The organism is Phenylobacterium sp. (assembly GCF_030680185.1).
Taxonomy (GTDB): domain Bacteria; phylum Pseudomonadota; class Alphaproteobacteria; order Caulobacterales; family Caulobacteraceae; genus Phenylobacterium.
In genome coordinates this window covers 100,519-119,092 of the sequence record NZ_JAUXVZ010000030.1, presented here as the reverse complement: position 1 = coordinate 119,092, position 18,574 = coordinate 100,519, and the positions used below count along the sequence as shown (strand labels likewise).

The following is an 18,574-nucleotide window of genomic DNA, read 5'->3' as shown; positions in this document are numbered from 1 at the left end:
GGCCCTTGCGGACCGCCCGTCGCTTGATTTCCAAGCTGTCCGGCGCGTTTAGCCGCCCGACATCTTGCGGAAGAACTTCTGGCTCTGTTCGCCGCCGGCGTTGTAGGCCTGCTGGCCCTCGGGGTCGGAAATCTTGGACCAGTTGTCGCGGACTTCTTCGACCGAGAGGCCGCCCTCGCCCAGATAGACGCCTTCGGTCTCATAGATGCGCGACAGGGCGAAGGCGCCCGCGCCGGCGGTCAGGATGGCGCCCGTGGGGGCCTCTTCGGAGCAGAGATAGACCACGCCGGGGGTCACATATTCCGGCTTCAGGCGCTCGAGCACCGCGGGCGGCATCAGGTTCTCGGTCATCCGCGTGGCGGCCACCGGGGCGATGGCGTTCACGTGGATGTTGTTCTTGGCGCCTTCGAGACGCAGGGTGTTCATGAAGCCGATGATGCCCAGCTTGGCCGCGCCGTAGTTGGACTGGCCGAAGTTGCCATAGAGGCCCGACGACGAGGTGGTCACCACGATGCGCCCGTAGTTCTGCTCGCGCATGATCTCCCAGGCGGCCTTGACCGGCTTGACCGTGCCCATCAGGTGGACGTTCAGCACCAGCTCGAAGTCGGCGATTTCCATCTTGGCGAAGGACTTGTCGCGCAGGATCCCGGCATTGGCGACGATGACGTCGATGCGGCCCCACTGGTCCATGGTCTGCTTGATCATGTGGGCGACGCCGGCGTCGTCGGTGACCGACGAACCGTTGGAGATGGCCTCGCCGCCGGCCGCCTTGATCTCGTCGACCACGGCGTCGGCCGCGCTCGAGGAGCCGCCCGAACCATCGACCGAACCGCCCAGGTCGTTGACGACGACCTTGGCGCCGCGCCGGGCCAGTTCGAGCGCATGCTGACGGCCAAGCCCGCCGCCCGCGCCGGTCACAATGGCCACTTTGCCGTCGAAGCGGATGTCCGCCATGGAAGTCTCCCAAGTCAGGTGAAGGAATTGGCGCGGTTGTGCGCGGCTGACCCCTTCTCCGTCAAGGCGTTGGCGCCAGGCAGGGCGGCGGAGGGAACCCTTTAGCTCGCCGTCGCAGCCCCAGGGCGCAGGAACTTCACCAGGACCCGCTGGCCGACCAGGAAGGGGGCGCCGTCGGCGCTGACCACCACCTCGACCACCCGCTCGTCGGCCCGCTCGGTGGGATCGTCGGAGACCAGCTTACGGGCGCCGAACACAGCCGCCCGGCGCAGGACCTGCCCCTTGAAGCTTTTGGACGGATCGGCCTCCGAGGCGATCTCCACGGTCTGGCCGATCGCCACGTGCGGCAGGGCGCCCTCGGCGATCTCGGCCCGGACGATCCGCTCCCCGGCCGGCTCAAGGTCGAACATGTTGGAGACGTTCAGGGTCGAGGCGCCTGAGCCCGGATTGGCGTAGCGGCGCACGATCACGCCGTCTGCAGGGGCGCGGATCATGGTGAGCTCGAGATTGTAGTTGGCCTCGCCCAGGCGCGCCTCGGCGGTGGCGACCGCAGCCCGCTGCGCGCGCAGCCTCGCCTGGGCCTGGCGGATGCCGTCCTGGGCCTGGTCGAGGCGCTGGCCGGCGACGAAGTTGGACGGCGCCAGGCTCTGCAGGCGCTCGTACTCGCGGTTGGCGGTGGAAATCTCCACCTCGGTCAGGGCGATCTGGGCGCGGGCCTGCTCCACCTCGGCCCGGGCGCGGGCGGCGGACAGGCGGGGCTCGTCGTCTTCCAGCCGGGCGAGGATCTGGCCCTCGGTCACCCGATCGCCTTCCTGAACCAGGACCTCGCGGACGACGCCGGCGCTGCGGGCGGCCACCTGGATCAGGCCGCCTTCGACGTCGGCCTTGCCGTTGGCGATGGCGACATAGGGGCTGACCGGGGCGGCTTTCGCCGCAGCGGCTGCGGCGGCCTTCTTGGCGTCGGCCTGGGACTTCAGGAACAGGCCCCCGCCGCCAAGCGCGAGCACGGCGACGAGCGCAATCCAGAGGACGGGACGGCGAAGCAGGGCGGTCATGGGTCAGGCCTCGGTGAGTTGAGGTTGGGAGGCGGCTCCGTCCGGGGTCACCCGCCGGTCGTCCAGGATCTCGCCGTCTTCGATATGGATGATGCGGTCGGCATAGGCCTCCAGCCGCGGGTCGTGGGTGACGCAGATCACCGCGGCGCCATGGTCCTTGGCCGCCCGCTGCAGGAGCTTGATGACGATCTGGCCGTTCTCGCCGTCCAGGGCCGAGGTGGGCTCGTCGGCGAACAGGAGCTGCGGCGCCTTGGCCAGGGCCCTGGCGATCGCCACCCGCTGTTTCTCGCCGCCCGACAGTTCGGCGGGGCGCTGGTTCAGCCGGTGGCCAAGGCCCACCTCTTTCAGCGCTACGGCCGCGCGCTCGCGGGCCTCGGCCTTGGACAGGCCCGTGTGCTTGAGGACGGTGGTCACCTGCTCCATGGCGGTGAGCGCCGAGAACAGGTTGAAGCCCTGGAAGATGAAGCCGCAGTGATCCAGCCGGAAACGGTCGATGCGGCCGGTGGGCAGGGACCAGAGATCCTGGCCCAGGGCGGTCACCTGGCCGGCGTCGGGGCGCAGCAGCCCCGACAGCGCCGCCACCAGGGTCGACTTGCCCGACCCCGACGGCCCCATGACCATGGTCAGGTCGCCATGGCGGGCGTCGAAGTCCACCGACTTGAGCACCTCGATATAGGACCTGCCGGTCTTGAAGCGCTTCGACAGGCCCGTGGCGCGGATGGCGTCTTTCTTGTGGGGCGCAGAGGTCATCGCAGCAGGTCCGCCGGTTGGCTCTTCTTCAGGACGCCCAGGGACATGAGCCCCGAGGCCAGCGAGATGGCGAGCAGCAGGATGGCCACGCCGATCACCCAGCCGGCGGGGAAGCCCATGGGCAGGCCCGCGCTCCTGGCCAGCAGCGAGACCAGGAAGGTGAACACCGCCGTGGCCGCCAGGCCCACCAGGCCGACCCAGAAGGACAGCTCCAGCACGATCAGCCTCAGGGCGCCCATGGAGACCCCCAGGGCCCGCAGGCTGGCGAATTCCTTGATGTTGGCCATGATCGCCCCGCGCAGGGTCTGGGAGGTGATCCCAACCCCGATCAGGAAGCCGAGGAAGACCGAGAAGCCGAGCATGATGCCGATGATCTGCTCCTTCATCAGGGCGCCCTCATTGGCCTGGGCCAGCTCCTGCCGGGTCCAGGCGCGGTAGCGTCCCTCGGCCACGGCGTTGAGGTCGTCGCGGACCTGGACAGCGCGGGCGGCGTCCTTAATCTGGACCATCAGCGGCCCGACCTTCTCGCCGTCGTCGGACATGCCGAGCAGCCGCAGGGTGTCGCGGGACACCACGACCGAAGGCTGGTTGATCGAGGGATAGCCGTCGAGGAAGGCGCGGACGGTGACGGTCTTGCCGTTGATGGTGGCCTTGTCGTTCAGGGTCACGCCGAGCCTGGCCTGGGTGCTGCGGTCGATCACCGCGGCGAAGGGCTCCAGCAGAGCGATACGCACATCCTCAGGGTAGTCGACCGGCAGGGTGACGGCGCCGGGGATCGGATCGACGATGTCGAGCTGAATCCATTGGGTGACCTGTTTTTCGCCAGCTTCGGGCGTGTTCATCCAGCGGCCGCCGGAGCCATCCAGGCTCGCGACCTGGACCACTTCGGGATGCAGGTACATTTCCGGCGCCAGGCGACGCGGCAGGCCGTTGGACCCGGAATTGATCAGGCTCTCGGACTTGGCCGGCAGGACCATGATCTCGGCCCGCGACCGGTCGATGGTGGCGGTGGCCGCCTGGACGATCCCGGTGAACATGCCGACCTGGGCCAGGATCAACAGGCCCGAAAAGGCCAGCGCGATCACGGCCGCCAGATACCGGCGCCATTCATAGATCAATGTGGCCAAAGCCAGCGACATCCCGGTCCCTCCTCGCCTGCAAGGAGTGGCCGGGCCGAGCCTGCAACCCAAGTTAATTCGAGGTAAGGCGGGGCGCCGACCGTAGCCAGCCAGGGCTTGCGCTGTTACCCCGGTTACAGGTGGGCCCTAAAGGGCCCGGGACGCCCAAAGAGATCCGAGCAAGATGAAAGCAGCCCTTCTCGCCGCCAGCGCTTGCGGCGCCCTATTTTCCCTGAGCGCCGGCCAGGCCCAGGCCGACGAAGGCATGTGGACCTTCGACAACTTTCCCGCCGCCAAGGTTCAGGCCGCCTATGGGGTGACCATCGACCAGCCCTGGCTCGACCGGGTGCAGGCGGCGTCCGTGCGCCTGACCAACGGTTGCTCGGCCTCGGTGGTCTCAGGCGAGGGCCTGGTCCTGACCAACCATCACTGCGTGGTTTCGTGCGTGCAGGACCTTTCCAGCCCCGAGACTGACTATGTGCAGGAAGGCTTCCTGACGACGGGGCGTGAGCAGGAGCGCGCCTGCCCGGGCCAGCAGGCCGAAATCCTGACCGAGATCACCGACGTCACCGACACCATCCGCGGGGCTGGCGAGGGCCTGTCGGGCCAGGCCTTCAACCGCGCCCGCGACGCCGCCGTGGCCAGGCTGGAACAGGAGACCTGCGCCGGCGATGAGCGCTATCGCTGCCAGGTGGTGAGCCTCTATCGCGGCGGGCAGTACAAGCTCTATCGCTATCGCCGTTATGACGATGTGCGCCTGGTGTTCGCACCCGAAATCGCCACGGCCTTCTTTGGCGGCGACCCGGACAATTTCAACTTCCCGCGCTTCAATCTCGATATGGCCTTCCTCCGCCTCTACGAGGACGGCCAGGTGGTCGAGACGCCGGAACATCTGACCTGGGTCTCCCGTGCGCCGCGGGAAGGCGAGCCGGTCTTCGTGTCCGGCAATCCCGGCTCCACCGACCGCCTGCTGACCGTGGCCCAGCTGGAGAGCCAGCGCGATCTCGCCATTCCGGTCAGCCAGTTGCAGCGGGCCGAGCTGCGCGGCCGGCTGATCCGCTTCTCGGAGGAGAGCGCGGAGAACAAGCGCATCGCCACCGACCCGCTGTTTGGGGTCGAGAACAGCTTCAAGGTCTTCTTCGGGCGGCAGTTTGCGCTCAATGACCCGGCCTTCATGGCCGAAAAGCGGGCCGCCGAGGCCGAACTGAAGGCCAAGGTCGCCGCCGACCCCGCCCTGGCCCGCCAGATCGGCGATCCCTGGAGCGAGATCGAAGCCGCCCAGGGCGCCTACGCCGAAAACTATCTGCCCTATCGCCAGATTGAGGCGGCGGCCGGCGGCGGATCGAGCCTGTTCGGCTATGCCCGCACCCTGGTGCGTGCGGCCCAGGAGCGGTCCAAGCCCAATACCGAGCGCCTGGCCGAGTACTCCGAAGCCCGCCTGCCTCTGGTGGAAAAGCGCCTGCTGGACGTCCGTCCGATCGACAAGCCGCTGGAGGAGATGTTCCTCAGCTTCTGGCTCTCCAAGACCCGGGAATATCTGACCACCGACGATCCGGCGACCCAGCTGCTGCTGGGCAAGGATAGCCCCGAAGGTCTGGCCGAACGGCTGGTGGCGCAATCCCGGCTCGATGACCCGGCGGTGCGCGAGGCCCTGTGGAGCGGCGGCATGGCGGCCATCGAAGCCTCCGACGATCCGCTGATCCAGCTGGCCCTTCGGATGGATCCCATGGCGCGGTCCCTGCGCGAAACCTGGGAGACGCAGGTCGAGGCGCCCACGGCGCGGGCCGCCGAGCGTGTGGCCGCCGCGCGCTTCGCCGCCTATGGGGACGAGGTCTATCCGGACGCCACCTTCACCCTGCGGCTTTCCTATGGCCAGGTTCAGGGCTGGACCCATAGGGGCCGCACCATTCCGGCGACCACCTCCTTCTCAGGCCTCTATGAGCGGGCGACGGGCGCCGAGCCCTACGCCCTGGCGCCGCGCTGGATCGCAGCGCAGGACAAGCTGAACCCGGACACGGTGTTCAACTTCGTCACCACCAACGACATCATCGGCGGCAATTCGGGCTCGCCGGTGGTCAATGCGCAGGGCGAGGTTCTGGGGGCGGCCTTTGACGGCAACATCCACTCCCTAGGCGGCGACTATGGCTATGACGGGACGATCAACCGCACGGTCGTGGCGGCCACCTCGGCGGCCACCGAGGCCCTGGAGAAGGTCTATGGCCTGACCGGTCTGCTGGACGAACTGCTGGATCGTTGAGGTGAAGTCTGCGGGCGGGGCTCTGCCCCGTCCGCCAAGACTCAAGCCCCTGGGGCGTCGAGGATCGGAATGCGGCGCTTGGCGCGTTTGCGCACGAGCCGCCAGCCCACGGTTCCAATCGTGCCGGCCACGACCAGGGCGATCAGGCCCAGCGTCAGCGGATCGACGTGGTCGAGGATGTCGAGCTGCTCCAGACCCTTGGCGGTGAGATAGCCAGGCGCCAGGGCGGCGAACACCCAGATCACCGCCGAGAGCACATTGGCGATCTGGAAGTCGCGGATCGACATCCGCGCCATGCCCACCACGGCGGGCACGAAGGCGCGCATCGGACCGATGAAGCGGCCCACATAGACGGTGATCACGCCATACCGACGGCAATAGAGGCGCGTCAGGGCGAACTGGCGGCGGTAGCGCTTCAGCCAGCGGTGGCGCAGCACGCGCATACCCAGCTTGCGGCCGATGAAAAAGGAGATGGCGTCGCCGATGATCGCGCCGGTGATGCAGCCCAGCAGCACCGAGACGGGGTCGAGAACGCCGGTGGCGAGCAGGCCGCCCGTCAGCACCAGCATCGGCGTCGCGGGAATGAAAGCGCCCAGAATCACCAGGGATTCCAGCATGATGAACAGGCCCAGCACGAGGCCGGCCCAACCGTGATTGACGCGGATGAAGTCCGCGACCGGCTCGAGCATGGATTCCATATTGGGTTCCCGTGGACGTCTGGCGCGGGCATGGCCGGGCGTCGTGGCATTCTAGTGGCAAAATCTGTCAGCGGGTTAAAGGTCGCCCGTTTCGGGCGTCATGCTTTCGCCGCGGCGCCACAGAAGTGCGCACATGGCTCGAGCTCAGGAGCCGGACGTCTTCGTCGGCGTCTGTGCGGCGTCCAGGCGCTGCTGCAGCGCCCCGAGGGCCTCGCGCAGGGCGCCCAGTTCGCCGAGGTCGCCGCCCAGCCGGCAGATCACCTCGCCCGGGATGGGTTGGGCCTTTTCCCGCAGGGCCGCGCCTTGATCCGTCAGGGAGATGATCACCCGGCGCTCGTCCCGGGGGTCTCGGGTGCGGACCACCAGGCCCTGGGCCTCCAGCCGCTTGAGCAGGGGGGTCAGCGTGCCGCTGTCGAGATCCAGCGCCTGGCCAAGCTCGCCCACGCTGCGGGGCGCGGTCTCCCACAGGGCCAGCATGACCAGGTACTGTGGATAGGTGAGGCCAAGCGGCGCCAGCAGGGTGCGGTAGAGCCGGATCACCCGGTTGCTGGCGCCATAGAGGGCGAAGCAAAGCTGCAGGTCGAGGCGAAGGGGATTGACCCCTTCGCCGTTCGCGCCCGTCGCCGGGCCCGCGCCTGAAGCTCGTCTGGTGGCGTCCTGGTTCACCGCACCGTCGTGGTCAGCTGCACGTCGATATTGCCGCGCACCGCATTGGAATAGGGGCAAACCTGGTGGGCTGTCTCCACCAGTTCGTGGGCCGCGGCCTCATCCAGGCCTTCGATCTCGGCGGCCAGGGCGACGCCCAGGCGGAATCCGCCGCCATCCTTGGGGAAGAGCTGGACGGTAGCGGTGACGGCGGCGTCCTTCAGGCCGAGCTTCTGCTGGCGGGCCACATGGCGCACGGCGCTCTCGAAGCAGGCGGCGTAGCCGGAGGCGAAGAGCTGTTCGGGATTGGCGCCGTTGCCGCTGCCGCCCAGGGCCTTGGGCATGGCGAGGTCGGCCTTGAACTGACCATCGGCGGTTTCGACGTGGCCTTCACGGCCGCCGACGGCGCGGGCGCTGGTTTCATAGAGAGGGGTCATGGGGAGCTCCTTTTCAACCTGAAGCAATTAAATTGTGCACAATGTAATATGCGTCAAGGGGAGGCGCCTAACTTTCTGCGGCGTGTCATCCCTTGCGCCGGACAAGGCCTTGCTCTTCAAGGACATGGCGACCGCGCCACGACTCAGGCGCCGGGCTTGGGGAGGCTTGATGTTCCGACCGGAAAACGCCCAGAGCCTTCTGGGCCTCGTCCTTGTCCTCGTGGTCTGCTGGGCCCTGTCGGAGGATCGCTCGCGCTTCCCATGGCGGCTGGCGCTCGGCGCCCTGACGGTCCAGATTTTGCTGGTGCTGGCCCTCTTTGGCCTGCCGGGCGCGCGCTCGGTGGTGCGCGGGATCAATGCGGGCGTCGATGGCCTGGCCGCGGCGACGGCGGAGGGAACCCGGTTCGTGTTCGGCTATATGGCCGGCGGCGCCCAGCCCTATCCGGTGACAGACCCCGGCGCCTTGTTCGTCTTCGCCTTTCAGGTGCTGCCGCTGATCCTGGTGATCTCGGCGCTTTCGGCCCTGCTCTGGCACTGGAAGATCCTGAAGTGGATCACACAGGGCTTTGGCTTCGTGTTCCAGAAGACCATGGGCCTGGGCGGCGCCTCGGCGCTGGCCGTGGCGGTGAACATCTTCCTGGGCATGATCGAGAGCCCGATCGTCATCCGCGCCTATCTCGACAAGCTGACCCGGTCAGAGGTCTTCCTGATGATCGTGGTGGGTCTGGCGACGGTGGCCGGCTCGACCATGGTCGCCTACGCCACCATCCTGCGCGAGGTGCTGCCCAATGCGGCGGCCCATGTGCTGGTGGCCTCCATCGTCTCGGCCCCGGCCGGCGTGCTGCTGGCCCGGATCATCGTGCCGGAGAAGAAGGGGCAGGGGGGCTATTTCGCCGACTATGGCTCGCTGCTGAAGTACGACTCCTCCATCGACGCCATTTCCAAGGGCACGATGGACGGGCTCACCGTGGCCCTGAACATCTCGGCCATCCTGATCGTCTTCGTGTCCTTCGTGGCCATCGGTAACGGCCTGCTCAGCGCCTTTCCCGATGTGATGGGCGGGCCCCTGACCATCGAGCGGGTGCTCGGCGTGGTCTTCTCGCCGCTCGCCTGGCTGATCGGCGTGCCATGGTCCGAGGCGCCCCAGGCGGGCTACCTGCTGGGCGTCAAGCTGATGCTGACCGAGTTCATCGCCTTCATCCAGCTGGGCGGCGTGCCGGCCGAGGCCATGAGCGAGCGCACCCGCATGATCATGACCTACGCGCTGTGCGGCTTCGCCAATATCGGTTCGGTGGGGATCACCGTCACCGGCATGGGCGTGCTGATGCCCGAGCGGCGCGCCGAGATCATCGGCATGGTCTGGAAGGCCCTGCTGGCCGGTTTCCTCGCCACCTGCATGACCGCGGCCGTGGTGGGCGCCATGCCGCGGGAGCTGTTCGGGCTGTAGGGGGCCGGCCTCACCCTTGACCGCCGCCACGTCAGGGCGCCTCTTTCCGAGGCCTGAGCTCCAGGAGGAATCGCCATGAAGATCTATGACACGCAGCGCGCGCCCAATCCGCGGCGGGTCCGCCTGTTCATGATCGAAAAGGGCATCGAGGACGTCGAGATCGTCCCCGTCAGCCTGCTGGAAGGCGCCCACAAGCAGCCGGACTATCTGGCCAAGGCGGGCCTGGCCAATGTGCCCATGCTGGAGATGGACGACGGGACCTGCATCACCGAATCCCTGGCCATCTGCCGCTATCTGGAGAGCCTCTATCCCGAGCCGAACCTTATGGGCCGCGATCCCAAGGAGACGGCGATTATCGAGATGTGGACCAGGCGGGCCGAGATGATGGTCGCCACGCCGCTGATGATGGCTGTACGCCACACCCACCCGGCGCTGGGCGTGCTCGAAAAGCAGAACCCGGCCATCGGCGAATCCAATGCCCAGAGCGGAACCCGCGCCCTGAAGCTGTTCGACCGCCGCCTGGCCGAGAGCGAGTGGATCGCCACCGACCGGCTGACCATCGCCGACATCGTCGCCTTCGCCTCCATCGACTTCGCCCGCATGATCAAGTTCCGCCCGCCTGAGGAGCTGACCCATGTGAACCGCTGGCTTGAGGCCATGCGCACCCGTGACTCGGTAAAGACCGCCCTATGAAGCCTCTGTTGTTCGCCGGCCTGCTCCTGGCCCTGGCTGCGCCCGCGGCCGCCCAGGATGTGAAGATTTCCCGGGCTGACGGGACCGAAGTGACCCTGAGCGCCGCAGCGCTGGCGGACCTGCCCCGGGCCCAGGTGACCGTGCCGGGCGACGCCGGCCCCAGCCTCTACGAAGGCCCGCCGCTGGCCTATGTGATGCGCGCCGCCGGCCTGCCGGTGGGCATGCGCGCCCACGGGGACCCGATGCGGGGCTATCTCGTGGTTCGCGGCGCCGATGGCTACGCCGCGGTGGTCTCGGCGGTCGAGGCCGACAAGGACCTGCACAAGGACGTGGCCATCCTGGCCGACACCCTCGATGGCCAGCCTCTGCCCGAGCGGGAAGGCCCCCGCCGCCTGGTGATCGCCGACGACATCAAGTCCTGGCGCAGCGTCCGCCAGGTGGTGGCCATGGACTACCGGATCGCCGAGTAGGGCTCAGGCCCGCGGGTAGAGGATGATCTGGGTGCAGCGGAAGGCGGCCATCAGCTTGCCGGTGGCGGCGTCCTCGACCCGCGCGTCCCAGACCTGGGTGGTGCGCCCGCCATGCAGCAGGGTGGCGGTGCACAGCACCTCGCCCTCGCGCAGGGTCCCGACGAAGTTGCACTTCACCTCGGCGGTGGTGAAGCCGCTGGCGCCTTCGGGCCAGGCGGTGGAGACCCCATAGGCGCAGAGGATGTCGGCGACGGTCAGCACCGCGCCGGCCAGCAGAAATCCGGTGTGGGCGACCAGGTCCTCGCGCACACGAAAACGGCCCACCACGCGGCCGTGGTCGGTCTCCAGAATCTCCAGTCCCAGGTGGCCCGGGAGCTTGCCGAGATTGGCGTCGTTGAGGCGTTCGCGGCTGGTGGTGTTCGTCGTGCTGGGCATGGCCGACAAGCTAGGCTGCAAACCCGCGGTTCGCCAGGGTGAGATTAACGCGACGGCCGGAACCTTTCCCCACGGCAGAGGTTAGGATGGAATGTCATTACTCATCACCATCGTCATCATCCTCGTGGTCCTCGGCCTCGCCCTGTACGCCGTGCGCCTCCTGCCCATCCCGGGCCCCCTGAACGGGATCATCCAGGCTCTGCTGGTGGTCATCGCCCTGGTGGTGATCGCTCAACGCGCCGGCCTATTCTAGGCGCGATCCCTAGGCTGGCTTGATCAGCTCAAGGGAGCGGATGCGGGCGTCCAGGCTGGGGCCAGAGGCCATGACGAAGACCTCGTCGGCGTCGCTGTCCTGCGCCTTTTCCGCGAGCCGTCGGCGCACCGACTCGGCGTCGCCGACGATGCTGCGCGCCTCAATGCCCGTCAGTCTGGGGTCGCCCTCGAACGGCGCCAGATAGGCCAGGGCGTCCTCGATGATTGGAAATCGCTGCCGCCGACCCGTCAGGGTCGCCAGCGTGGAGGCCCGACGCGGGGCGTCCAGCCGGACGGCCTCGTCGTGCGTGTCGGCCGCCAGCGCAATGGTGGCGATGGCCGCCATGGGTGTCTGCCGGAAAGGCGAGGGCGCAAAGGCCCGGCGATAGGCTTCCACCGCCGGCCCGCCGTCGGCGCGGGCGATGAATTCCGCGAACACCATGCCGACACCCGCCCGGCCTGCGAACTCGGCGCTGTCTGGCGAGGAGCAGAGCATGAACAGGTCCGGATGCGACGGGCCGGTGGGATGGGCGCGGATCTCCCGGGCCGGATGATCTGGGCCGATCAGCTCTTTGCCTGAGGCGTCCAGCAGCCAGGCGTTCAGCAGGGCGAAATAGTGCGGGAAAGCTTCCGATGAGGCCGAACGCAGGGCCGCGCCCGTGCGGCCGTCTGCGCCCAGGGCGCGGCCTACCCCTAAGTCGATGCGACCCGGCGCCAGGGCCTCCAGCTCCATGAACACTTCGGCGACCTTCAGCGGCGAATAGTTGACCAGCATCACCCCGCCCGAGCCCAGGCGGATGGTGGAGGTGACCTGGCTCAGGGCCGCGATCAGGATCTCAGGGGCGGGCGAGGCCAGGCCCTCGATATTGTGGTGCTCGGCCACCCAGAACCGGTCATAGCCCAGCCGCTCGGCCGCCTTGGCCACTTCCAGCGTCTGGCGAACGGCTTCGGCCTGGGTGACGCCAGCGCCCACGGGCGACAGATCGAGAACGGAAAGCCGCATCACGCCGAAGGGGTCTTCAGCTCGCGCCAGACCATGCGCACCCCGTAGGCCGCCACCAGGCCTGAGAAGATCAACACCACGATGGAGACCGGCATGGCCGTGGGCTCGGCCGAGGTCATCCACTGACCCGGCGCGACACCGGTCAGGAAGAAGGCGAGTTCGAACGCCTTGAAGAGCGCTACGGGGCCAGCCAGCAGGGCCAGCGCCGCCCCCATGGCGATCTGGCCCAGATTGCGTTTGGCGGGCTGGCTCATGGGAACTCCTGACGGACGGGCGAGGCTCTCAACATGGCGTCGCGGGGATGGGAGGCAAGGGCTCAGGTCCGGGGGCCGCGCTTCTTGATGACGCCGGAAAAGCTCATGACGTTCTCGCCGCCGGTGGTGATGAGGCCCCGAACGAAGACCATGGAGCGGGCGGCCTTGACCACCTCGCCGGTGCATTCGACCAGGGCGCCCAGCGGCACGGCGCCGACGAACTCGCCGTTCAGGGTGGCGGTGACCGAGTGATTGCCCTGCAGGGCCTCGCGGGCGATCACGAACAGGCAGTAGTCGGCGAAGGTCATGATGCAGCCGCCGTGCATGAAGCCGCCGCCGTTCATGTGCTTCTTTTCCGCCCGGAAGGCGCAGCGGGGCGTGCCGTCAGGGTCGTGGCGGAAATAGAACGGCCCGGCGTGATCCTCGAAGGGATCGGACCCCTCCCAGGTGCGCCAGCCGGCCCATTCGCCCTGCGTCACCAGGCCGTTTTGCGCTTCACCACCACCATCCATCGCCAGCTTCCCCTCGTAATGACCTCAGGCGGGTTTGCCCCGCGCGCGTTCGAACAGTAGTTTGCCCGCCCGCAACAATCGCGGCCGCGCCAGGGGCGTGGCCTAGGGGTCGAGGAGCGATCATGCAAGGCCGGACCGTCTATCTCTGCGCAGGTCTCAGAAGCCCCATCGGCCGATACGGCGGCGCCCTGGCCAAGGTGCGCGCCGACGACCTGGCCGCCCATCCGATCCGCGCCCTGATGGCAAGCCTCCCTAAGGTCGACTGGGAAGAGGTCGATGAGGTCGTCTATGGCTGCGTCAATCAGGCCGGCGAGGACAATCGCAACGTCGCGCGCATGGCCCTGCTGCTGGCCGGCATGCCGAGCTCGGTGCCGGGCCTGACGGTAAACCGGCTCTGCGCCTCGGGCCTCGACGCCACCATCGCCGCAGCCCGGATGATCGCCGTGGGCGAGGCCGAACTGGTGATCGCCGGCGGGGTGGAGAGCATGACCCGCTCGCCCTTCGTCATGGGCAAGGCCGACAGCGCCTTTTCCCGCCAGGCGGAGATCTTCGACACCACCATCGGCTGGCGGTTCGTGAACCCGCAGATGCAGAAGGACTACGGCGTCGACTCCATGCCGGAGACCGCCGAGAACGTCGCCACAGACTATCAGATCGCCCGGGCCGACCAGGACGCCTTCGCCGCCCGCAGCCAGCAGCGCTATGGCGCCGCCCAGACCCGCGGCTATTTCGAAGGCGAGATCGCGCCGATCACGCTGAAGGACCGCAAGGGCGAGACCGTGGTCTCCAAGGACGAGCATCCGCGCCCCGACACGACGCTGGAGGCGCTGCAGGGCCTGAAGCCCATCGTCCGCCCCGACGGCACGGTGACCGCGGGCAATGCGTCCGGCGTCAATGACGGGGCCGCGGCCCTGCTGCTGGCCTCGGCCGAGATGGTCCAGAAGCTCGGCCTCGAGCCCCTGGCCCGGATCGAGGGCGGGGCGTCCGGCGGCGTGCCGCCGCGGGTCATGGGCTATGGCCCCGTGCCGGCGGTGGACAAGCTGTGCGGCCGCCTGGGTCTTAAGCCCACGGACTTCGACGTGGTCGAGCTGAACGAGGCCTTCGCCGCCCAGGCCCTGGCCTGCACCCGGGCCTGGGGCCTGGTCGACGACGCCGAGCATGTGAACCCGCACGGCGGCGCCATCGCCATCGGCCATCCGCTGGGCGCTTCGGGCGCGCGCATTGCGCTCACGGCGGCGCGGGCGATGAATGAGCGGGGCGGGACCCGCGCGCTCGCCACCATGTGCGTCGGCGTCGGCCAGGGTTCGGCCCTGGCGCTGGCCAAAGCCTAAGACCTTCCAGGAAAGCGAAAGACCATGGCTCTCGACGCCGAAACCCGCGACCAGCTGATCGACACCGTCCGCCGCTTCGTCACCGAACGGCTGCGTCCCCTGGAGGCGCAGGTGTCGGAAACCGACGCCATGCCCGACGACGTGGTCGCCGAGATGAAGGAACTGGGCCTGTTCGGCCTGTCCATCCCGGCCGAATACGGCGGGCTCGACCTCTCCATGGAGGACGAATGCCTGGTGGCCATGGAGCTGGGCCGCACCAGCCCGGCGTTCCGCTCGGCCTTCGGCACCAATGTCGGCATCGGCAGCCAGGGCCTGGTGATGTTCGGGACCGATGAGCAGAAGGCGAAGTACCTGCCGGGCATCGCGTCCGGCGAGATCATCACGTCGTTCGCCCTCACCGAGCCGGAGGCCGGCTCGGATTCCGCGGCCGTCCAGACCCGGGCGACCCGGGACGGCGACGCCTATGTGCTGAACGGGTCCAAGCGCTACATCACCAACGCCAACAAGGCCCACCTGTTTACGGTCATGGCCCGCACCGATCCGTCCAAGCCGGGCGGCGGCGGGGTCTCGGCCTTCCTCGTGCCCCGCGACCTGCCCGGCCTGTCGGTGGGCAAGCCTGAGAAGAAGATGGGCCAGCAGGGCGCTCATATCTGTGACGTGACCTTCGACAATGTCCGCGTACCGGTCGAAAACCGCCTGGGCGCTGAGGGCGAAGGCTTCAAGGTGGCCATGCAGGTGCTCGATCGCGGCCGGCTGCATATCTCGGCGGTCTGCGTCGGTGTGGCCGAGCGGCTGATCACCGACTGCGTGGCCTATGCCAGCGAGCGCAAGCAGTTCGGCCAGGCCATCAGCCAGTTCCAGCTGGTCCAGGGCATGATCGCCGACTGCAAGACCGAGGCCCTGGCCGCCAAGGCGCTCACCATGGAGACCGCCCGCAAGCGTGACGCCGGCCACAGCGTGACCATGGAGGCGGCCGCGTCGAAGTACTTCGCCTCCGAAATGGTCGGCCGGGTGGCCGACAAGGCGGTGCAGATCTTCGGCGGCGCCGGCTATGTCGCCGATTACGGGATCGAGCGGTTCTATCGCGACGTGCGCATCTTCCGCATCTATGAGGGCACCAGTCAGATCCAGCAGGTGGTCATCGCCCGCGAAACCCTGAAGCGTGGCGGTTGATGTCCGATCCTATCGAAACGGCGATCTTTGAGCTTCTGACCCCGCTCGCGCCTGGCAAGTCCATCTCGCCGGAACAGGCGGCCCGGGCCGCCGATCCTGAAGGCTGGCATCGCTGGCTGTCGCGGGTGCGCACGGTGTCGGTGGGCCTGGCCCGGGAAGGCCGGCTGGTGATCACCCGCCACGGCAAGCCTGCCGATCCCAATCAGTTCAAGGGCGTCTATCGGCTGCGTCTGCCGATGGAGGGGGAGGTCCTGCCGGGCGTCCTGGCCGCGCCCACCGCGCCAGCCGAAGAGCCGTAGGCTCGCAACGGCCGCCGCGGGCGCCTATCTGGCCTTCCATGGCGCTAGACACCCTGCTCGCCGACATCGCCGCCTGCCGGGCCTGCGCCGGCGACCTCGTGCCCGATCCGCGGCCGGTGGTGCGGGTCAGCCCGGAGACCCGGCTGCTGATCTGTGGCCAGGCGCCGGGCCGGCTGGTGCATGAGACCGGCCTGCCGTTCAACGATCCCTCCGGCGTTCGCCTGCGTACATGGATGGGGATCGACCGGGACACCTTCTATGACCACCCGGCGATCGGCGTGGCGGCCATGGCCTTCTGCTTCCCCGGGACCAATCCCAAGGGCGGGGACTTTCCGCCGCCGGCCCGCTGCGCCCAGCTCTGGCGGCCGCAACTGCTGGCGCAACTGCCCAAGGTGGAGCTGACCCTGCTGGTCGGCTCGTACGCCCAGGCCTGGGCGCTCGGCGCGGCGCGCAAGGCCACCATGACGGAGACCGTGGCCGCGTGGGCTGAGTATGGGCCGGGCATCCTGCCCCTGCCGCATCCATCCTGGCGCAACACCGCCTGGTTGAAGCGCAATCCCTGGTTCGAGGCCGAGGTCACGCCCTATCTTCGCCAAAGGGTGGAGGCTCTTTTGCGCACATGATCCGTCTGACCGTCCTTCTCGCCGCCCTCATGCTCGGCGCCTGTACGCCGCTCATGGTCCAGACCGCGGGTGAGCCGCCCCTGGGCTTCGAAGGCCCGCGCCTGGCCGGGGACCGCTTTGTCAGCTTCGACGGCGCACGGCTGGGCCTGACGACCTGGGAGGCGCAGGAGGGCGCGCCCAAGGCCGTGGTGGTGGGGGTTCACGGCATGAACGACTACGCCAACGCCTTCCACCTGGCCGCGCCTTACTGGGCCGAGCAAGGGGTGACCACCTACGCCTATGACCAGCGGGGATTTGGCCGGTCGCCCAACCGCGGGGTCTGGCCAGACGATGAGGTGCTGCAGGAGGATTTGCGCACGCTCGTCTCCCTCGTGCGCGCCCGCCATCCCCACGCCCTCGTGGTGGTGGCCGGCGAGAGCATGGGCGGGGCTGTGGCGATCCGCGCCTTCGCCTCGCAGCGGCCGCCTGCGGCTCACCGCTTGGTGCTGATGGCGCCGGCGGTCTGGGGCTGGTCGACCCAGCCCCTGCCTTACAAGACGGCCCTGTGGTTCGCCGCCCACGTCACGGGCCCCAAGGTCTATACGCCGCCCAGCTGGGTCACCGACCGGGTGAAGCCCACCGACAACCTGGCCGAACTGCGCGCCATGGGGGCCGACCAGCTGATGATCTGGGGCGCGCGGTCCGACACCCTCTATGGCCTGGTGAACCTTATGGAGAACGCCTGGCGGGACATCGAGCGCCTGCAGGTTCCGGTGTTGTATCTTTACGGCCAGAACGACGAGATCATTCCCGAACGCCCGGCCTTCCAGGCCGCCGCCCGGATCAAGCCCACCGACCGCTCGGCCTATTACGCAGAGGGCTGGCATCTGCTGACCCGCGACCTGCAGGGCCAGGCGGTGATGGCCGATATCCTGGCCTTCGTGGAAGATCCCGAGGCGCCCCTGCCATCGGGGGCTCCGCCCATTCCGACCGCGCCGGGCGGCGACGACTGGACGCCGCGCGCCGCGCATGCGACGGCGGGCTTGTGACGGCGCAGCCTGCAGGCTAGAGCCGACAAAATTGGTTTCAAACGCAACGATCTCGTGAGCGCATGACCCTGTTCGACTCCCCCGACTTCGATGGCCACGAGGCCGTTCACGCCTTTTCCGACGAGGCCACGGGGCTGCGCTGCATCATCGCGGTCCATTCCACGGCCCGGGGTCCTGCGGCCGGCGGCTGCCGCATGTGGCCGTTCCCGACCTCGGCCGACGCTCTGCAGGACGCCCTGCGGCTGTCGCGAGCCATGTCCTACAAGAACGCCATGGCCGACCTGGACCTGGGCGGCGGCAAGGCGGTGATCATCGGCGATTCCCGCACCCAGAAGTCGCCGGCCCTGTTCGAGGCCTTCGGCCGGGCGGTCGAAGCCGTGGGCGGCGCCTACTGGACCGCCGAGGATGTGGGCGTCTCGCCGACGGACCTGATGCATGCGCGCCGTCACACCCGCTTCGTGGCGGGCCTGGAAGGCCATGCGGCGGCCTCGGGCGATCCCAGCCCGGTCACCGCCGAGGGCGTGTTCCGGGGCATCAGCCTGTGCGTCCGCCGGGCGATGGACCGGGATCTGTCGGGCGTCACGGTCGCCATCCAGGGCGTCGGTCATGTGGGCGCCTATCTGGCTCAGAAGCTGAGCGCGGCCGGGGCGCGGCTGGTGATAACGGACGTCAACCGCGAGGCCCTGGCTCAGGTGGCCGCGCAGACCGGCGCGATGATCGTGGCGCCGGACGAGATCTTCGATGTCGAGGCCGATGTGTTCGCGCCTTGCGCCCTGGGCGGGGCCATCAGCGCCGAGACCCTGCCGCGGCTGCGGGCCCCGATTATCGCCGGCGGCGCCAACAACCAGTTGGCCGACCCGGTCATCGGCCAGACCTTGTTCGACCTCGGCCTGCTCTATGCGCCCGACTATGTGATCAACGGCGGTGGCATCATCAATGTGGCCGGCGAGATCCGCGCCCTGGACTCAGGCCAGGCCTTCGATCCCGCCTGGGTGGAGGGCAAGCTCTCGCGCCTGATGCTCACCCTGGAGGAGGTCCTCGACCGTTCCATCGCCGAGCGTCGCCCGACCCACGAGGTAGCCGGGGAAATGGCCCGCGAGCGGATCGCCCGCGGGCCCAGCGCCCTGGCCGCCCAGTAGG

The 18,574-nt window shown here is 68.5% G+C and carries 22 protein-coding genes; 11 read left to right on the top strand and 11 right to left on the bottom strand.

What is annotated here, in order from left to right; all coding sequences use genetic code 11:
* Nucleotides 1-48: 48 nt before the first annotated feature.
* The 4 genes from Q8L83_RS06445 to Q8L83_RS06430 form a co-directional block, all read right to left on the bottom strand.
* On the bottom strand, nucleotides 49-954 hold the full coding sequence (locus Q8L83_RS06445; RefSeq protein ID WP_305285494.1) for an SDR family NAD(P)-dependent oxidoreductase: 906 nt from the start codon (nucleotides 952-954) through the stop codon (nucleotides 49-51).
* Between the two features lie 101 nt (nucleotides 955-1,055).
* On the bottom strand, nucleotides 1,056-2,009 hold the full coding sequence (locus Q8L83_RS06440; protein WP_305285493.1) for an HlyD family secretion protein: 954 nt from the start codon (nucleotides 2,007-2,009) through the stop codon (nucleotides 1,056-1,058).
* Between the two features lie 3 nt (nucleotides 2,010-2,012).
* Nucleotides 2,013-2,759: an ABC transporter ATP-binding protein gene (locus Q8L83_RS06435; protein ID WP_305285492.1), complete on the bottom strand. Its 747-nt coding sequence runs from the start codon at nucleotides 2,757-2,759 to the stop codon at nucleotides 2,013-2,015.
* Complete coding sequence (locus Q8L83_RS06430) at nucleotides 2,756-3,898, bottom strand: ABC transporter permease (protein ID WP_305285491.1); 1,143 nt, start codon at nucleotides 3,896-3,898, stop codon at nucleotides 2,756-2,758. Before Q8L83_RS06430 ends, Q8L83_RS06435 begins: the two co-directional genes overlap by 4 nt.
* 163 nt (nucleotides 3,899-4,061) lie before the next feature.
* On the opposite strand from Q8L83_RS06430, the gene Q8L83_RS06425 reads away from it, so the two are divergent.
* A complete protein-coding gene (locus Q8L83_RS06425; RefSeq protein ID WP_305285490.1) occupies nucleotides 4,062-6,134 on the top strand; it encodes a S46 family peptidase in 2,073 nt (690 codons plus the stop codon).
* A 41-nt stretch (nucleotides 6,135-6,175) separates the two neighbouring features.
* Here Q8L83_RS06425 and Q8L83_RS06420 read toward each other — a convergent pair whose 3' ends face one another.
* From Q8L83_RS06420 to Q8L83_RS06410, 3 genes are all read right to left on the bottom strand, one after another.
* Nucleotides 6,176-6,832, bottom strand: a complete 657-nt coding sequence (locus tag Q8L83_RS06420; RefSeq protein WP_305285489.1) for a DedA family protein — start codon at nucleotides 6,830-6,832, stop codon at nucleotides 6,176-6,178.
* A gap of 144 nt (nucleotides 6,833-6,976) precedes the next feature.
* Nucleotides 6,977-7,411, bottom strand: coding sequence for a MarR family winged helix-turn-helix transcriptional regulator (locus Q8L83_RS06415; RefSeq protein WP_305285579.1), 435 nt, complete (start codon nucleotides 7,409-7,411; stop codon nucleotides 6,977-6,979).
* Between the two features lie 83 nt (nucleotides 7,412-7,494).
* Nucleotides 7,495-7,914: an organic hydroperoxide resistance protein gene (locus tag Q8L83_RS06410; RefSeq protein ID WP_305285488.1), complete on the bottom strand. Its 420-nt coding sequence runs from the start codon at nucleotides 7,912-7,914 to the stop codon at nucleotides 7,495-7,497.
* Between the two features lie 169 nt (nucleotides 7,915-8,083).
* On the opposite strand from Q8L83_RS06410, the gene Q8L83_RS06405 reads away from it, so the two are divergent.
* The 3 genes from Q8L83_RS06405 to Q8L83_RS06395 all read left to right on the top strand — a co-directional run bounded on the left by Q8L83_RS06405 (nucleotide 8,084) and on the right by Q8L83_RS06395 (nucleotide 10,524).
* Entirely contained in the window at nucleotides 8,084-9,361 is a 1,278-nt protein-coding gene (locus Q8L83_RS06405; RefSeq protein ID WP_305285487.1) for a NupC/NupG family nucleoside CNT transporter, read from the top strand.
* Nucleotides 9,362-9,436: 75 nt separating this feature from the next.
* Nucleotides 9,437-10,054 carry a glutathione S-transferase family protein gene (locus tag Q8L83_RS06400; protein ID WP_305285486.1) on the top strand — a complete coding sequence of 206 codons (618 nt, stop codon included), beginning with the start codon at nucleotides 9,437-9,439 and terminating at the stop codon, nucleotides 10,052-10,054.
* Nucleotides 10,051-10,524 carry a molybdopterin-dependent oxidoreductase gene (locus Q8L83_RS06395; RefSeq protein ID WP_305285485.1) on the top strand — a complete coding sequence of 158 codons (474 nt, stop codon included), beginning with the start codon at nucleotides 10,051-10,053 and terminating at the stop codon, nucleotides 10,522-10,524. Before Q8L83_RS06400 ends, Q8L83_RS06395 begins: the two co-directional genes overlap by 4 nt.
* Nucleotides 10,525-10,527: 3 nt before the next feature.
* Here Q8L83_RS06395 and Q8L83_RS06390 read toward each other — a convergent pair whose 3' ends face one another.
* Complete coding sequence (locus Q8L83_RS06390; RefSeq protein WP_305285484.1) at nucleotides 10,528-10,959, bottom strand: PaaI family thioesterase; 432 nt, start codon at nucleotides 10,957-10,959, stop codon at nucleotides 10,528-10,530.
* A gap of 91 nt (nucleotides 10,960-11,050) precedes the next feature.
* On the opposite strand from Q8L83_RS06390, the gene Q8L83_RS06385 reads away from it, so the two are divergent.
* Nucleotides 11,051-11,212, top strand: a complete 162-nt coding sequence (locus Q8L83_RS06385) for a hypothetical protein (protein WP_304713321.1) — start codon at nucleotides 11,051-11,053, stop codon at nucleotides 11,210-11,212.
* 9 nt (nucleotides 11,213-11,221) lie between these two features.
* Here Q8L83_RS06385 and Q8L83_RS06380 read toward each other — a convergent pair whose 3' ends face one another.
* The 3 genes from Q8L83_RS06380 to Q8L83_RS06370 form a co-directional block, all read right to left on the bottom strand.
* Nucleotides 11,222-12,214: an MsnO8 family LLM class oxidoreductase gene (locus Q8L83_RS06380; RefSeq protein WP_305285578.1), complete on the bottom strand. Its 993-nt coding sequence runs from the start codon at nucleotides 12,212-12,214 to the stop codon at nucleotides 11,222-11,224.
* Nucleotides 12,214-12,468 (bottom strand): hypothetical protein, encoded by a 255-nt coding sequence (locus tag Q8L83_RS06375; RefSeq protein WP_305285483.1) that lies wholly within the window; start codon nucleotides 12,466-12,468, stop codon nucleotides 12,214-12,216. Before Q8L83_RS06375 ends, Q8L83_RS06380 begins: the two co-directional genes overlap by 1 nt.
* Nucleotides 12,469-12,530: 62 nt before the next feature.
* Nucleotides 12,531-12,980: a PaaI family thioesterase gene (locus Q8L83_RS06370; RefSeq protein ID WP_305285482.1), complete on the bottom strand. Its 450-nt coding sequence runs from the start codon at nucleotides 12,978-12,980 to the stop codon at nucleotides 12,531-12,533.
* 122 nt (nucleotides 12,981-13,102) lie between these two features.
* Between Q8L83_RS06370 and pcaF the strand changes: the two genes are divergently transcribed.
* The 6 genes from pcaF (at nucleotide 13,103) to Q8L83_RS06340 (ending at nucleotide 18,573) form a co-directional block, all read left to right on the top strand.
* Nucleotides 13,103-14,311 carry a 3-oxoadipyl-CoA thiolase gene (gene pcaF / locus Q8L83_RS06365; RefSeq protein WP_305285481.1) on the top strand — a complete coding sequence of 403 codons (1,209 nt, stop codon included), beginning with the start codon at nucleotides 13,103-13,105 and terminating at the stop codon, nucleotides 14,309-14,311.
* A gap of 24 nt (nucleotides 14,312-14,335) precedes the next feature.
* Entirely contained in the window at nucleotides 14,336-15,484 is a 1,149-nt protein-coding gene (locus tag Q8L83_RS06360) for an acyl-CoA dehydrogenase family protein (RefSeq protein WP_305285480.1), read from the top strand.
* Nucleotides 15,484-15,783 (top strand): DUF3253 domain-containing protein, encoded by a 300-nt coding sequence (locus Q8L83_RS06355; protein WP_305285479.1) that lies wholly within the window; start codon nucleotides 15,484-15,486, stop codon nucleotides 15,781-15,783. The genes Q8L83_RS06360 and Q8L83_RS06355 overlap by 1 nt, the downstream gene beginning before the upstream one ends.
* A gap of 38 nt (nucleotides 15,784-15,821) precedes the next feature.
* Entirely contained in the window at nucleotides 15,822-16,406 is a 585-nt protein-coding gene (locus Q8L83_RS06350) for a uracil-DNA glycosylase family protein (RefSeq protein WP_305285478.1), read from the top strand.
* Nucleotides 16,403-17,434, top strand: coding sequence for an alpha/beta hydrolase (locus tag Q8L83_RS06345; protein ID WP_305285477.1), 1,032 nt, complete (start codon nucleotides 16,403-16,405; stop codon nucleotides 17,432-17,434). The genes Q8L83_RS06350 and Q8L83_RS06345 overlap by 4 nt, the downstream gene beginning before the upstream one ends.
* 62 nt (nucleotides 17,435-17,496) lie before the next feature.
* A complete protein-coding gene (locus Q8L83_RS06340; RefSeq protein WP_305285475.1) occupies nucleotides 17,497-18,573 on the top strand; it encodes a Glu/Leu/Phe/Val dehydrogenase in 1,077 nt (358 codons plus the stop codon).
* The last annotated feature ends 1 nt before the right edge of the window (nucleotide 18,574 follow it).

Excerpts from the sequence above, each read along its gene's own strand:
- Q8L83_RS06445 (WP_305285494.1), bottom strand. The coding sequence starts at position 954 with ATGGCGGACATCCGCTTCGACGGCAAAGTGGCCATTGTGACCGGCGCG.
- Q8L83_RS06440 (WP_305285493.1), bottom strand. The coding sequence starts at position 2,009 with ATGACCGCCCTGCTTCGCCGTCCCGTCCTCTGGATTGCGCTCGTCGCC.
- Q8L83_RS06435 (WP_305285492.1), bottom strand. The coding sequence starts at position 2,759 with ATGACCTCTGCGCCCCACAAGAAAGACGCCATCCGCGCCACGGGCCTG.
- Q8L83_RS06430 (WP_305285491.1), bottom strand. The coding sequence starts at position 3,898 with ATGTCGCTGGCTTTGGCCACATTGATCTATGAATGGCGCCGGTATCTG.
- Q8L83_RS06425 (WP_305285490.1), top strand. The coding sequence starts at position 4,062 with ATGAAAGCAGCCCTTCTCGCCGCCAGCGCTTGCGGCGCCCTATTTTCC.
- Q8L83_RS06420 (WP_305285489.1), bottom strand. The coding sequence starts at position 6,832 with ATGGAATCCATGCTCGAGCCGGTCGCGGACTTCATCCGCGTCAATCAC.
- Q8L83_RS06410 (WP_305285488.1), bottom strand. The coding sequence starts at position 7,914 with ATGACCCCTCTCTATGAAACCAGCGCCCGCGCCGTCGGCGGCCGTGAA.
- Q8L83_RS06405 (WP_305285487.1), top strand. The coding sequence starts at position 8,084 with ATGTTCCGACCGGAAAACGCCCAGAGCCTTCTGGGCCTCGTCCTTGTC.
- Q8L83_RS06400 (WP_305285486.1), top strand. The coding sequence starts at position 9,437 with ATGAAGATCTATGACACGCAGCGCGCGCCCAATCCGCGGCGGGTCCGC.
- Q8L83_RS06395 (WP_305285485.1), top strand. The coding sequence starts at position 10,051 with ATGAAGCCTCTGTTGTTCGCCGGCCTGCTCCTGGCCCTGGCTGCGCCC.
- Q8L83_RS06390 (WP_305285484.1), bottom strand. The coding sequence starts at position 10,959 with ATGCCCAGCACGACGAACACCACCAGCCGCGAACGCCTCAACGACGCC.
- Q8L83_RS06385 (WP_304713321.1), top strand. The coding sequence starts at position 11,051 with ATGTCATTACTCATCACCATCGTCATCATCCTCGTGGTCCTCGGCCTC.
- Q8L83_RS06380 (WP_305285578.1), bottom strand. The coding sequence starts at position 12,214 with ATGCGGCTTTCCGTTCTCGATCTGTCGCCCGTGGGCGCTGGCGTCACC.
- Q8L83_RS06375 (WP_305285483.1), bottom strand. The coding sequence starts at position 12,468 with ATGAGCCAGCCCGCCAAACGCAATCTGGGCCAGATCGCCATGGGGGCG.
- Q8L83_RS06370 (WP_305285482.1), bottom strand. The coding sequence starts at position 12,980 with ATGGATGGTGGTGGTGAAGCGCAAAACGGCCTGGTGACGCAGGGCGAA.
- pcaF (WP_305285481.1), top strand. The coding sequence starts at position 13,103 with ATGCAAGGCCGGACCGTCTATCTCTGCGCAGGTCTCAGAAGCCCCATC.
- Q8L83_RS06360 (WP_305285480.1), top strand. The coding sequence starts at position 14,336 with ATGGCTCTCGACGCCGAAACCCGCGACCAGCTGATCGACACCGTCCGC.
- Q8L83_RS06355 (WP_305285479.1), top strand. The coding sequence starts at position 15,484 with ATGTCCGATCCTATCGAAACGGCGATCTTTGAGCTTCTGACCCCGCTC.
- Q8L83_RS06350 (WP_305285478.1), top strand. The coding sequence starts at position 15,822 with ATGGCGCTAGACACCCTGCTCGCCGACATCGCCGCCTGCCGGGCCTGC.
- Q8L83_RS06345 (WP_305285477.1), top strand. The coding sequence starts at position 16,403 with ATGATCCGTCTGACCGTCCTTCTCGCCGCCCTCATGCTCGGCGCCTGT.
- Q8L83_RS06340 (WP_305285475.1), top strand. The coding sequence starts at position 17,497 with ATGACCCTGTTCGACTCCCCCGACTTCGATGGCCACGAGGCCGTTCAC.